Origin of the sequence: Comamonas sp. Tr-654 (assembly GCF_011752915.1) — a bacterium.
Lineage (GTDB): Bacteria > Pseudomonadota > Gammaproteobacteria > Burkholderiales > Burkholderiaceae_C > Comamonas.
Window position 1 is genome coordinate 881,806 of the sequence record NZ_VWWQ01000001.1, and the last position, 13,186, is coordinate 894,991.

At 56.7% G+C, this 13,186-nt stretch carries 14 protein-coding genes; 11 read left to right on the top strand and 3 right to left on the bottom strand.

Annotated elements, in window-relative coordinates:
- Positions 1 to 25 precede the first annotated feature (25 nt).
- The 5 genes from F3J24_RS03950 to F3J24_RS03970 all read left to right on the top strand — a co-directional run bounded on the left by F3J24_RS03950 (position 26) and on the right by F3J24_RS03970 (position 3,734).
- Positions 26 to 1,090, top strand: a complete 1,065-nt coding sequence (locus tag F3J24_RS03950) for an isocitrate/isopropylmalate dehydrogenase family protein (protein ID WP_167002876.1) — start codon at positions 26 to 28, stop codon at positions 1,088 to 1,090.
- Positions 1,091 to 1,155: 65 nt separating this feature from the next.
- The gene (locus F3J24_RS03955) at positions 1,156 to 2,547 is read left to right on the top strand and encodes an aldehyde dehydrogenase family protein (RefSeq protein WP_167002878.1); all 1,392 of its coding nucleotides are present in this window, start codon (positions 1,156 to 1,158) and stop codon (positions 2,545 to 2,547) included.
- A 78-nt stretch (positions 2,548 to 2,625) separates the two neighbouring features.
- Positions 2,626 to 2,931, top strand: coding sequence for an antibiotic biosynthesis monooxygenase (locus F3J24_RS03960; protein ID WP_167002879.1), 306 nt, complete (start codon positions 2,626 to 2,628; stop codon positions 2,929 to 2,931).
- 87 nt (positions 2,932 to 3,018) lie between these two features.
- Entirely contained in the window at positions 3,019 to 3,204 is a 186-nt protein-coding gene (locus F3J24_RS03965) for a tautomerase family protein (RefSeq protein WP_167002881.1), read from the top strand.
- A 146-nt stretch (positions 3,205 to 3,350) separates the two neighbouring features.
- On the top strand, positions 3,351 to 3,734 hold the full coding sequence (locus F3J24_RS03970; RefSeq protein ID WP_167002883.1) for a GlpM family protein: 384 nt from the start codon (positions 3,351 to 3,353) through the stop codon (positions 3,732 to 3,734).
- A gap of 69 nt (positions 3,735 to 3,803) precedes the next feature.
- On the opposite strand, the gene F3J24_RS03975 is transcribed toward F3J24_RS03970, so the two are convergent.
- Positions 3,804 to 4,805: a tripartite tricarboxylate transporter substrate binding protein gene (locus F3J24_RS03975; RefSeq protein ID WP_167002885.1), complete on the bottom strand. Its 1,002-nt coding sequence runs from the start codon at positions 4,803 to 4,805 to the stop codon at positions 3,804 to 3,806.
- A 95-nt stretch (positions 4,806 to 4,900) separates the two neighbouring features.
- Here F3J24_RS03975 and F3J24_RS03980 point away from each other — a divergent pair, with 95 nt between their 5' ends.
- Genes F3J24_RS03980 through F3J24_RS04000 form a run of 5 tightly spaced genes read left to right on the top strand, consistent with a single transcriptional unit; the run spans position 4,901 to position 9,608 of the window.
- The gene (locus tag F3J24_RS03980; RefSeq protein ID WP_370527712.1) at positions 4,901 to 5,590 is read left to right on the top strand and encodes an aspartate/glutamate racemase family protein; all 690 of its coding nucleotides are present in this window, start codon (positions 4,901 to 4,903) and stop codon (positions 5,588 to 5,590) included.
- 37 nt (positions 5,591 to 5,627) lie between these two features.
- Positions 5,628 to 6,701, top strand: coding sequence for an isocitrate/isopropylmalate dehydrogenase family protein (locus tag F3J24_RS03985; RefSeq protein ID WP_167002887.1), 1,074 nt, complete (start codon positions 5,628 to 5,630; stop codon positions 6,699 to 6,701).
- 20 nt (positions 6,702 to 6,721) lie between these two features.
- Complete coding sequence (otnK, locus tag F3J24_RS03990) at positions 6,722 to 7,993, top strand: 3-oxo-tetronate kinase (protein WP_167002889.1); 1,272 nt, start codon at positions 6,722 to 6,724, stop codon at positions 7,991 to 7,993.
- Between the two features lie 11 nt (positions 7,994 to 8,004).
- Positions 8,005 to 8,922: a GntR family transcriptional regulator gene (locus F3J24_RS03995; RefSeq protein WP_167002891.1), complete on the top strand. Its 918-nt coding sequence runs from the start codon at positions 8,005 to 8,007 to the stop codon at positions 8,920 to 8,922.
- Positions 8,919 to 9,608: an aldolase gene (locus F3J24_RS04000; RefSeq protein WP_167002893.1), complete on the top strand. Its 690-nt coding sequence runs from the start codon at positions 8,919 to 8,921 to the stop codon at positions 9,606 to 9,608. Before F3J24_RS03995 ends, F3J24_RS04000 begins: the two co-directional genes overlap by 4 nt.
- Positions 9,609 to 9,635: 27 nt before the next feature.
- Here the strand turns inward: F3J24_RS04000 and F3J24_RS04005 are convergent, their stop codons facing one another.
- Positions 9,636 to 10,421, bottom strand: coding sequence for a hypothetical protein (locus F3J24_RS04005; protein ID WP_167002895.1), 786 nt, complete (start codon positions 10,419 to 10,421; stop codon positions 9,636 to 9,638).
- A 611-nt stretch (positions 10,422 to 11,032) separates the two neighbouring features.
- The gene (locus tag F3J24_RS04010; protein WP_167002897.1) at positions 11,033 to 11,908 is read right to left on the bottom strand and encodes a LysR family transcriptional regulator; all 876 of its coding nucleotides are present in this window, start codon (positions 11,906 to 11,908) and stop codon (positions 11,033 to 11,035) included.
- 235 nt (positions 11,909 to 12,143) lie between these two features.
- Here F3J24_RS04010 and F3J24_RS04015 point away from each other — a divergent pair, with 235 nt between their 5' ends.
- On the top strand, positions 12,144 to 13,184 hold the full coding sequence (locus F3J24_RS04015) for a tripartite tricarboxylate transporter substrate binding protein (RefSeq protein WP_205244595.1): 1,041 nt from the start codon (positions 12,144 to 12,146) through the stop codon (positions 13,182 to 13,184).
- Positions 13,185 to 13,186 lie beyond the last annotated feature (2 nt).

Sequence of the window (13,186 nt, forward strand, 5' to 3'; positions counted from 1 at the left end):
TACTTAATTTTCAAAGGAACATCCCATGAAACTCTTGGTTCTCCCCGGCGACGGCATTGGCCCCGAAATCGTTGATGCAGCTATCGGCGTGCTGAAGGCAGCTGACGCGAAGTTCGACCTCGGCTTCTCCTACGACTATGACGACATCGGCTTCGCGGCGCTCGAGAAGCACGGCACCACGCTGCGCGATGAGACACTGCAGGCTGCACGCGGCTACGACGGCATCGTCCTGGGCACACAGTCCCATGCCGACTACCCCCGTCCCGAAAAGGGCGGTCACAACATCTCCGCAGCCTTCCGTGTGAAGTTGGACCTGTATGCCAACGTGCGTCCTGCCCGCACACGTCCATTCATCGAGTCCAACATGAAGCCCGGCAAGACCATGGACCTGGTCATCATGCGTGAAGCCACCGAAGGCTTCTACCCTGACCGCAACATGGCTCAAGGCTGGGGCGAAATGATGCCCTCGCCCGACATGGCACTGTCCGTACGCAAAATCACCCGCCACTGCAGCGACCGCATCGCCCGCCGCGCGTTCGAGCTGGCCATGAAGCGCAGCAAGAAGGTGACAGCCATTCACAAGGCCAACAGCTTCCACATGACGGATGGTCTGTTCCTGGAATGCGCTCGCAACGTGGCCAAGGAATTCCCTGAAGTCCAGTTTGACGACCTGTTGGTCGACGCATCCACCGCCCACCTGGTGCGCAACCCCGAGCGCTTTGACGTTCTGGTGGCCGAGAACTTCTACGCGGACATCTTGTCGGACCTTGCCAGCGAATTGTCTGGCAGCCTGGGCCTGGCTGGCTCCATCATGGCTGGCGACGACCTGTGCTGCGCTCAAGCCCAGCACGGCTCTGCACCTGACATCCAGGGCCAGGACAAGGCCAATCCCGTGTCGATGATTTTGTCGGTAGCGATGCTGGTGACTTGGCTGGGCGAGCGCCATAACTCGGAAGCACTGCTGAAGGCCGGCGAGGCCATCCAAGCAGCGGTCGACGAGACCCTGAAGAACCCAGAAACCCGCACTGCCGACCTCGGCGGCAAGCTCGGTTGCAAGGCCTTCGGTGAACGTGTCGCTGCAGCTATCTGATGTGTCAAACCATGCCAGGACAGTCAGCCAGACAGTTGACTGCCCTGGCATCAGGAATTCGTGAAATGACTAACGTAATCACCACCATCAATCCAGCAACGGGTCAGGCACTGAATACCTATGAGGCTTGGACGCCCGAGCAGGTGGACGGTGCTGTTGAGCTGGCGCATTCCGCAGCGCTCGCTTGGGGCAAGCAGCCTCTGGAAGTCCGCGTCGCAGCCGTGCGCCGACTGGCAGTGCAACTGCGTGCCCAGAAGGACAAGTTTGCCGCTCTGGTTACTACAGAAATGGGCAAACCATTGGCTGAGGCTGCCGGGGAGATGGAAAAGTCCGCTGTCACTGCTATCTACTACGCGGACAACGCCACCCGGCTGTTGTCGGATGAACCGGCCTCCATTGAAGGCGTCGATGCGTGGGTGAGCTACGAACCTATGGGCTTGGTTCTGGCGGTGATGCCCTGGAACTTCCCGGTCTGGCAGGTCATGCGATTTGCCATTCCCTCCCTCGTAGCTGGGAACGGCATTCTCCTGAAGCACTCCCCCAATGTGACAGGCTCCGCACTGGCACTGGAGCAGCTCATGGCCGATGCCGGACTACCTGCGCATCTGCTGACCACACTGGTGGTGGCAGAGCCTGAAGTCCCTCAAACCATTGACCGGCTCATCAATGATGACCGCATCGCCGCTGTCACATTGACGGGGTCGAACCGCGCTGGAGCGGCTGTCGGTGCCGCAGCTGGCCGTGCCTCGAAGAGGTCTGTTCTGGAACTGGGTGGCTCTGATGCATTCGTCGTGCTCGACGATGCTGACGTGGTAACTGCAGCTGCAGCAGCCGTGAAGGCCCGTTTTCACAATGCGGGGCAAAGCTGTGTCTGCGCGAAGCGCTTCATAGTTGCGCAGAGCGTAGCCGAGGAGTTCACACGTCTCTTTGTGAAGGGCACTCGAGCTCTGAATATAGGTAATCCGACAGACCCGGCGACCCAGGTGGGGCCTCTTGCACGAGGTGACCTGCGCGATGCGCTGACCCGCCAGGTGGAACAATCTGTGGCAGCTGGCGCAAAGCTGCTTGCAGGCGGCAATGCGGTGGAGGGCCCCGGCTACTTCTTCGAACTAACGGTTGTCGCGAACACTGGCCCAGGCATGGCGGTCTTCGATGAAGAAACGTTTGGTCCCGTCGCAGCCATTGCCATTGCCAAGGACGATGCTGACGCGATTCGTTTGGCAAATTCGAGCCAGTTCGGTCTATCTCTGAGCATCTGGACCGCATCAACGGCGCGTGGCATCGCTGTCGCCAAGAAAATCACATCGGGTGCAGCCTTCATCAATGCAGCCAGCGCTTCGGACGCTCGCTTGCCCTTCGGTGGCACCAAGAAGTCAGGCTATGGACGTGAGCTGGCTGCGGCGGGTGTACGCGAGTTCTGCAACATCCGCACGTACTGGGCGGCAAAGACAAACTGAGCATCCAGAACGCTGCGAAAAACAGCAGGCGTCCGACTGCGTGAGGCATGTCGGGCGTCAGTAATACAGGAAAAGACAATGATTGTTGAAGTTGCAGATTTCAAGATAGAACCTGCCAAGCACCAAGAGTTTGGCCAAGCTCTCAAGCACGCCGCGGAGACTGTCCTCTCCAGAGCTACGGGCTATCGTGGCCACAGCATCCTGTCTTGTGTCGAGACACAAGGGCGTTACGTGCTGACCGTGCAGTGGGAGACTGTGGGTGACCACACCATTGGCTTCCGACAATCCCCTGCCTTTGCGAACTGGCGCGCCATCATTGGCCCGTTCTTCGCTCAGCCCCCTCATGTTGAGCACTTTGCCATCGTAGACAGCAAGAGCTTTTAACAGCTCATCGCCATCCAGCCGGCTATCTCAAACCTCGCCCGCCATCATTCAGAGGCAGGCTTTTTTTGAACCGTATAGGAGAATTTCATGCCTGAAATCGTCGTCTACGCCGTCGAAGGACGAACCCACGAGCAGAAGAAGCAACTGATGCAGAAAATCACGACTGCTGTGGAAGAGTCATTTGGCGTTCCTTTGGACAAAATTGTTGTCCAAATTGTGGAATCAAAGGCCGACAACAAGTCGCGCGGAGGCGTGCTCTACAGCGAACGCTAGTCCTCTGGGATGCCCATGCAACCCATGGGCACTGCCTGGTTCTATGCTCGCAGTCATGGAACCAGTAGTGCCCAAAGCCTCGAAGCTGTCACGCGCGACAGTCAAGAAAGCGTCCGCACTGCTCGCGTGACCTCTCATCAACACGCATGGACCTCCTTCTCAAGTGCATCGTAGGCGCTGTGGCCGTCCTAGCCATCCACGCGGTCTCCAATATCCGGAACTTCTACATTGCAGGCCTAGTGCCGCTGTTCCCAACCTTTGCACTCATTGCGCACTACATCATCGGGACAGAACGCAATATGACCGACCTGCGCGCCACCGCGCTTTTTGGTTTGGCATCCCTTATCCCCTATGCGGTCTACTTGACGGTTGTGTATTTGCTGGCGATTCGTATGTCGTTGTTTGCGACGCTAAGCCTCGCTACCGTCGCTTGGTGTGGAGCAGCAGCATTGCTACTGCTGCTCTGGCCCAAGCAGCATCTTCGATACGGCCTTGAGTGGGAATTGACCTCAAGGCCAATTGCGCCTTGAGCCGGCTTCAGAGTTATGACGTAGAAAGGTCATAAAGTCCGAGCCAACTTGAGCCGCAACAGAGCTCCCTTACTCAGGCTTTATCTTGTGGGCCTTCACCAGAGCAGACCAGCGCGCTGTCTCAGCTTTGATGAATGCGTCGAAGTGCTCTGGAGTTCCACCAACTACTTCGTCACCAAGACTTGTAATCGCCTTAATCATTTCTGGCTCTTTGAGCGCTACGTTGATTGCAGCGTTGAGCTTTGCGACGATAGGAGCAGGTGTCCCTTTTGGAGCAACCACTCCGAACCAGTTCGAAATTTCCATCCCCTTGATGCCGAGCTCTTCGAACGTTGGGACATCCTTGAGCAAGGGTGAGCGCTGCTGGCTCGTAATGGCCAAGGGACGCAGCTTGGATTCAGGACCGGACGTGTAAGGCATCGCGGCAAAAATCCACTCAAACATGAGGTCGACATTGCCCGCAATCAGGTCGTTGGTTGCCGGAGCGCCTCCCTTGTAAGCAACATGAGTCATCTGGATTTGAGCTTTGTCCTGAAATAGTTCGCCAGCCAGGTGGTGCGAGCCACCGATGCCCGCTGAGGCATAGCTCAGAGAGTTTGGCTTAGCCTGCGCGGCCTTGATGAGGTCTGGGGCCGACTTGTGTGGCGACGCCCTGTTCACGGAGAGAACCAGCGGCCCCTTCTCAATCATGATGATTGGAACGAGGTCTGTTGCGGGGTCGTAGTTCAGCTTTCGAAACAACGACTTATTGACTGCAAGCGGAGCAAAGTTGCCAAGGCCTACGACATAGCCATCCGGCTTCGCTCTCGCGATGTACTCGGTCCCGATATTGCCACCAGCACCTGGCCGGTTCTCCACGATGACGGATTGACCGAATGCTACGGACAGTCTGTTGGCTATCTGCCGCGAGCGTGCATCCGAACTTCCGCCCGCCGCATAGGGCACTACGAATGTAATCGTCCTGGAGGGATATTCACCTGCCGCAGTCTGTGCCTGAGCTCCCGCGGTCATCAGCAAAGTAGCGCTCGCAGCCAATGCCACCTTCGTAAACAGCTTACTCGTCACGCTCATGTCTTTGTCTCCTTTTTGAATTACCTATCGAATTCCCTCAATTGTTTTTAAGTAGTGACTTAGTACAATTCGTACCAACCCTATCGCGGAGAAATGTGAAAGTGATTGCACGAAAATTACATTTGATACATGCAACCCTTCTGGCGATGGAGCCTATCAACGAGGCGTTCCAAAGGCTTTGGCCAACTGCGCTGAGAACGCACGTCATGGACGACAGCCTCACGCCCGATTTGGAAGCGGCAGGAGGAATCAACCAAGCGCTGATTCACAGGTTCGAGCTGCTTGCAAAGCACGCGGAGGAGTCCGGTGCTGAAGGAATCCTCTTCACATGCTCAGCTTTCGGCCCCGCCATCGAGGCTGCCGCAGCCGTAGTGCGCGTTCCCACACTCAAGCCCAACGAAGCCATGTTTTTGGAGGCGCTACAGCTTTGCGCAAAGCTTGGGCGCCCCGGGCGAATTGGCATGATTTCTACGTTCGCAGCCTCCGTTGAAAGCATGCGCGATGAGCTATCGACGCTGGCACAGCAGCAAGGCATTGAGTTCACGCTAGATGTTGAATGCCCAGCAGGCGCACTTGCAGCATTGCGAGACGGTCATGCGCAAGAGCACGACCGTCTTGTGAACGCGGCAGCCAAGCGCTTCTCCACACACGACGTCGTCATGTTGGGACAGTTTTCAACTTCCCATATGCGAGCCCCCCTTGAAGCCGAGACGGGCCGTCCTGTCTTGAGCAGCCCAGACAGTGCGGTGCGCTTGCTCAAACGCGCCGTTGAGCAAAACCAATAGAGCGACTTCTTAAACAAGAGCAACTGGAGACAAAACCATGAAACTTATCGTTCTGCCCTGCGACGGAATTGGCCCCGAAATCGTTGATGCATCCGTGCAAGTGCTCAAGGCAGCATCCGAGCGCTTTGGCATCTCGCTGGAGCTCGATTACGAAGACCTGGGATTCAGCAGCCTTGAAAAGTACGGTGTGACCGTCCGAGATGAGCTGCTTGAGCGCTCCAAGGCCTACGACGGCATCATTCTTGGCACCCAGTCCCACGCGGACTACCCCTCTCCAGAAAAGGGTGGACGCAATGTTTCGGCGGCCTATCGCATCGGGCTCGACCTGTATGCCAATGTCCGCCCCGCGCGTACACGACCTTTCCTGCAGTCCAACATGCGAGAGGGACGCTCCATGGACTTGGTCATCATGCGCGAGGCCACAGAGGGCTTTTATCCTGACCGGAACATGGCAAAGGGATGGGGGGAAGTCATGCCCAGCCCCGACATGGCCCTTTCGACTCGCAAAATCACGCGCCACTGCAGCGAGCGCATTGCACGTAGAGCGTTCGAGCTAGCTATGACGCGCAAAAAGCGTGTCACCGCCATTCACAAGGCAAACAGCTTCCATATGACCGACGGTCTCTTCTTAGAAGCGGTTCGCCATGTGGCCAAGGATTTCCCGGAAGTAAAACTCGATGACCTGCTGGTGGATGCATCCACGGCGCATTTGGTTAAGGAGCCCGAACGTTTCGACGTTCTGGTCGCTACCAACTTCTACGGCGACATCCTGTCGGACCTCTGCAGTGAGTTGTCCGGAAGCCTAGGGCTAGCAGGTTCCATCATGGCGAGCGACACCAACTGCTGCGCTCAAGCCCAGCATGGCTCCGCCCCGACAATTGCGGGCATGGACAAGGCCAACCCCACGTCCATGATTCTCTCTGTCGCCATGATGATGAACTGGATTGGCGAAAAGCAAGGCGATGAAAATGCCAAGCGCGCTGGTCGAGCAATGGAGGCAGCAGTTGACCATGTATTGGCCAATCCACAGACACGGACGGCGGACATTGGTGGCTCTATGGGCTGCAAGGCCTTCGCAGCGGCAGTGGCGGCAGCCGTTGCAACCATCTAATTAGCTTCGCGAGCCTGGATATGAGCAAGCTGCGCCTTGGATGCATTGCCGACGACTTCACGGGGGCCACGGACCTCGCCAACAACCTGGTCCGCCGGGGAATGCGCGTGGTTCAAACCATCGGGGTTCCCTCCTCCCCGCTGGCCTCGGATGCCGACGCGGTGGTTATCGCGTTGAAATCGAGAACCATACCTGCCGAGCAGGCTGTTGAGCAGTCTCTCAAGGCGCTTCAGTGGCTTAAAGAACAGGACACACAGCAAACCTACTTCAAGTATTGCTCGACCTTCGACTCGACCCCCGACGGGAACATCGGGCCGGTCATCGAAGCATTGATGCAAGCGCTAGACACCGAATTCACCATTGCGTGTCCCGCATTTCCTGAAAATGGCCGCACTGTGTTCAAAGGCTACCTGTTCGTCGGCGATGTACTGCTGCACGAATCCGGGATGAGCAAGCATCCGCTGACCCCGATGACGGACTCAAACCTCGTGCGGGTTTTGCAAGCTCAAATGACGGGCCAGGTCGGACTGCTAGACCACACAGTTGTACGACAGGGTCTGCCGTTCATGCGCGATAGCATCCAGGAAATGCGCCAACAAGGAGTGAAGGCTGCAGTCGTTGACGCTGTCGACGATGCCGACTTGCTCACCATTGGCTTGGCGGTCTCAGACCTCAAACTCATTACAGCCGGCTCCGGCGTTGCTATCGGACTCCCCCAGAACTACGGAATTCAACCCGACAATCAAGCTTCAGCGCTCCCAACGGCTATCGGAAGACAGGCCATTGTGTCCGGCAGTTGCTCGGTTGCGACCAATGCACAGGTAACTCACTTTAAGCAGACCGGCGGTGCATCGTTTGCAGTCGACCCGCTACAGCTTGCCAGAGGGGACGATGTTGTGGCCCGCGCGATGGCATGGGCAAGCACATGCGACCCAAGCTCACCCTTGCTCTTCTATGCAACGGCGGAACCCGAGGCCGTGAAGGCGGTGCAACAACAGCTTGGGGTAGCGGAGGCAGGTCATATCGTCGAGAAGACGCTGTCGGAAATCGCTCGGCGTCTGGTCGAAGGTGGTGTCGGACAGTTGGTCGTCGCCGGGGGCGAGACATCTGGCGCCTGCGTCCAGGCACTTGAAATTACGCAGATGCGCATAGGTCCACAGATTGCACCCGGTGTGCCCTGGTGTCACGCTCATTCGCCGTATGCTCTGGGTAAGGGGGTTCACGTTGCGCTTAAGTCAGGTAACTTTGGCTCAATGGACTTTTTTACCCACGCCTTTGAGCTTCTGCACTGAAAAGACACACCATGAAGACTGCCACAGCCACAAACGCGCCACATTCCGATAATGTGAGTGCACTTGTTCCGAAGCTGGCAGTTCAGATTCTCGAACGAGCAAAGCGTGAGGATATGCCTAAGGGCTATCGGCTGACCGAGCAGGCACTATGTGACGCCCTGGGCGTTTCCCGCTCACCTGTTAGGAAGGCACTGCAGTACTTGGAGGCTGCAGGCGTGCTGGTATCCATCCCGAATCGCGGATTTCAAATGGCCGAGGACGCGAAAACGTTGGGCGACCTCAATGGACTGCAACCGTCGGCGCCCGCCGAGGACATCTATATGCGGATTGCGAAAGACCGCATCAATGGGGAGATTGACCCAGAGGTCACGGAGGTGGACCTCATGGCCCGGTATGAGCTGGCACGGCCCCAGGTCCAGCGGGTGCTCAACGAGATGTCCAAAGATGGACTGGTCGAAAGGAAGCCCGGGCGAGGTTGGGCATTTAGACCGATTCTCTCAAGCGTGGAATCCCATCGCGAGAGCTACCGCTTTCGGATGATGATAGAACCGCTGGCCATCTTGGAACCAGGATACGCCGTGAACTTAGCCGAGCTTGAGATATGCCGGCGCGAGCAAATCAAGCTGCTGGAAGGCGGTATTGAGAAGTGCACGCGCGAACAGCTCTTTCATGCGGGAACCCACTTCCACGAGACGGTCGTAGCGGGTTGCGGTAATTATTTCGCCTTGGATTCGCTGCGAAATGTGAACCGCATGCGGCGGGTGCAGGAATACGGCACGGTCATCGACAGCAGCCGGTTGCAGCGCCAGTGTGAAGAGCACTTGCAACTCATCGACCTTCTTGTGCGCGGAGAGCGCATGGAAGCCTCCAACTTCATGCGGCAGCACTTGAATGCAGCCCGCATTACCAAGGTTGGTAACCTCATATGACCGAATCGCAACTGCGCGACGAGATTTGCCGTGTCGGTGCAAGCCTCTTTGCTCGAGGCTACGTCCATGCCACTGCGGGAAACATCAGCGTCAGGCTGAACGAAGACCAAGGAGGCGGCTTTCTCATCACTCCCACCGATGCATGCCTTGGCTATCTCGAACCATCACAACTTGCGCTTCTAACCAGTGATGGACAACAGGTTGCAGGCGACCGGGCAAGCAAGACTATTGCATTGCATCGCCGTATCTATGAAACCACTGCGGCGACTGGGAACGCCGCGACGTGCGTCATACATACGCACAGCACACACCTTGTGGCCCTGACACTACGACGCGAACGAGATAGGTCAGAAGTCGTTGAGCTAATTCCTCCAATAACTCCCTACTTTGTCATGAAGGTAGGTCATGTCCCATGGATTCGATATCACCGGCCCGGAGCAGAGTCGGCCGCAAACGACGTCGCATCGGCAATCACGCAATATGCTCAAAGAGGATTAAACCTGCGAGCAGTGATGCTGGACAGACTAGGGCCGAACGTATGGCACAACTCTCTTGCGCAGGCCATGGCGACGCTCGAGGAGCTCGAGGAAACGGCCAAGCTCATGTGCCTCTCTCCATGCCCCCCTTCAGAACTCAGCGCAGCATCCCTCCAGGAGCTACAAGACACGTTTGGAGCGTCCTGGTAGCGCAGCAAGCCGGAGCAACTGACTAGACTAGCGCCTGGCCTCGGGCGCGACGCTGCCTTGGTTCACCAAACCAGCATGCTGCAGCTCATTGAGCAGAAACGAGATGTCTTGGTTCATTGAGGAAACCGTTGCCTCCAACAAGTCCAGCATTTCGTTGCGTGCGCTCAAGTCTTCTGAGTTATAGACTCCGTCTTTCCCAGAAACCAACGCGATTCGGCGCAGTTCAGTTTCCGAGCCCGGCCTGCCAAGCAACCCTGCATCACGCCATTGGTCGATGAGTGCGTCACGTGCTGTTTGTACGGCAGCATCGCTTACGCCATCCGGACGACGCGTAAGGAACTTCCACACCGTCCAGGGATAGGCATTTGACTTCTCGGGATTCGCGTAGATATCACCAAGTAATTGGTTGTTGGGGCGATAGGAAACAGATGCACTATCAGCTAGAGCCCCCAACCCAGTCACTGTGGACAGCGCTCCACCTAAAACATTGACGACGTTTGCTTGCGTATCGAGTTGCGACAAGCCCATGCCACCTGAAGCGATAGAGGTCACAGCACCAGTTACAACGCCTGCGATGGTCCATTTACGCTGCTGGTCAGCGACATGCTCATCCACGCGGCGCTGAATGAGGTCACCCTTCTCGTTTTCACAATGGAGCTCTGATAGAACACTCGACACGTCCATCATTGTCAACATGGTGCGCTCGGTCAGCTCCTGTCGAGCAAGCAAGAGTTCCATCTGAGCCTTGTTGTCACCACCACGTGCGGCCGTATTTAGTGCAACGACGCGCTCCAATGCATCCGAAGCGCTCATAACACTCGCAATGCGCAAGGCTCTCTCCGATAGAACCTTCGATGATTGAGGACGAGGGCCATGCTCTGTCGGAAGCTCTTCTGCGCCGGAAGGCTGCTCGCTGCCTGAAAATGCTGCTCGAGCACATGAGCGCGCGAGAAGACGCTGGAGCGTCGGGTCCGAGTGCGATGTAACGACGGATGTAGTCGTACAGCCGGACAGGACCAATGTGATAGCCAACCCCGATATCAAAGGTAAAAGATGCGGGAAAGCATGCTTAGCTGAGCGTGGAGACATTTGGAGCCGAAACACGGTAGAGAGGACATATTTTCGGCTTCTAGTGTCCGCACACGAGAGCTCTAGACAGTCCCGTCAGCTTTCGTTCATCCGATGCAGGCATCCGACCTAATCGAAGACCATGCCTATTGGTGATATCTGCCACCGAGTAGCGCCTCGCGATAGAAGTCCATTGGAGGACTAGATTCAGAATGACACAACACCTAATCCCGTGTCACCTAAAGATAGGTTGTGAACCAGCGGGCTGCCAGCGAGCCTTTGACGATACTGGGCTCGTTGTGCGCAGCCAACTGACATAGCCGATGCACCACTTCGCAAACGGGATAACAAGCCCCCTAGCGGCTGAAAGCCCTAACGAACTCCATGAGTTGTAGCGCAGCCTCGCTCTCCTGAAGCTTTGGCTGCAGCAAGCCGATTGGGTTCATGGGCATGCTTTCCTTTACTTTGAGCTCGACCAAGTCGCCCGACTCGAGCTGCGGCCGAACAAGGTTCAAAGGAAGAATCGCCACTAAATCGAACTCTTCAAGCAGCCTCATGTTGACGGGAAGAGACTGAGTGACGATAGGGAAGGTAGCAGGAGACACTTTGAAATGCTGCTCGGTCAGTGCGTCAAACTTGGTACGCACTCCGAGCCCTGCCGGCAGAGCCAGCCACAAAGCGCGCTCCAAATCCGTCCAGCGCACTTGGCGTCGGTGCGCTAAAGGATGCGTCGACCTGCAAACTATCGCGAAGCGGTCCTCAATGAGAGGATGAAACTCCCACTCTTCGGGAATCACCGCCGGTTCGCGGCATATCACCAAGTCCACCTCTGCTCGCGAGATGGCAAGCAGCTGGTCCCCGCCTTCACCTTCACTTAGCTGAACCTGGATGCTCGGAAATCGACGTGCGAATTCAGGCAGCGCCGCAGTCAGCAAGCCATGCGTCGCCGTGGCCGATGCCATTAGGCGGACGATACCCAGGCTGCGTTGTCGCACTGACACGATGGCCTCGGCTCCTTCAGAAAGACCCAGCATTAAGCGGCGGACAACGGGAAGCAATTCGCGGCAGGTCGGGGTTGGGCGCACTCCCCGCGCGTGGCGTTCAAAGAGCTTTACTCCCAGCAAGTCCTCCAGGTAAGCAAGAGTCTGGGTGACAGCAGATTGTGTAAGCCCGATGGCATCTGCCGTCCGCTGAATGGTTCCTAGCTCACCCAAGCGCAACAGCACTTGCAAGTGGCGGAACTTCCCACGAGCCAGGAGACGGTTTAAGAGCGCAGTAGCAGATTCTTGCAAGGTATTAGACATCCTAATGGGATGAGCCGAATATTAACTTGTTGCTGTCCACCTACCTGCTCAGAATTCTGAGAACGGCCAACCAAGAGCCGAATCCAGAGCTGCTCGACAAGCCAGCCCACCCAAGATTTGCACTTGAGATTTGAGACGAAGAGCAAGGCTATGAACATTACCCATGTACGGCAATGCCAAGCAACGACTTACCGAAGCTCGTTTCAGCAAGTCCAGAAAACAAAGGAGACAAATGTTCAAGCCGACTCGACTGCTATGCGCGGTGCTTTCATGTGCAGCCCTGACCTCGGGCAATGCTCAAACCACTGACTGGCCCACACGCCCCATTCGAATCATTGTTCCGGCCCCAGCAGGCGGTCCATACGACCGAACCATCCGCCCTTTGGGGCAGCACTTGGCCAAGACGCTGAAGCAACCCGTCGTCATAGAGAACCGGGCTAGTGCTGGAAACATCGTGGGAACACAAGCCGGAGCATCGGCCGCTCATGACGGCTACACACTGACCATGACTGGCCTTCAAACTGCGGTCTCCCAAAGCATGTACGAAAACGTGCCCTATGACATCGTGACCAGCTTCGAGCATATTGGTTTGATAGGCGAAGGCTTTCAGTGGTTGGTGGTGCGCAGTGATGCTGGCATCGACAACTTCAAGGACTTTGTTGTAAAGGTCAAGCAAGCGCCCGGAAAAATCGACTACGCAAGTTCCGGAGCCGGCAGCACCGGACATCTGCTCATGGAGCAGTTACAGCGTGCAGCAGGAATCAAGCTGACGCACGTCCCCTACAGAGGTGCAGCGCCGGCGCTGCAGGATGTTCTCTCAGGAGTTGTGCCGGTCACCGTCATTCCATCGAATGCTGCAATAACTTACGTGCAAAGCGGCAAGTTCAAAGTCCTGGCTGTATCAAGTCCCCAACGCAGCCCGCTAGTGCCTGCGGTGCCCACGTTTGCCGAGCTGGGCTTCAAGGAGCTCACCATGAGCTCATGGGTAGGTCTGTCCGCCCCAAAGGGAACGCCCCCCAACATCATTCAAAAGGTGAATGCGGCGATGAATACCGCACTCGCTGACCCTTCAATGCTCAAGCTTTTTGAGTTTGAAGGCCTGACACCGCTATCGAGACCTCCAGAGCAGTATGCGCAGCTTGTGCGCACTGATACCGAACGCTGGGGAAAGCTGGTGCACTCACTCAATATCAAAGCCAACTGAGG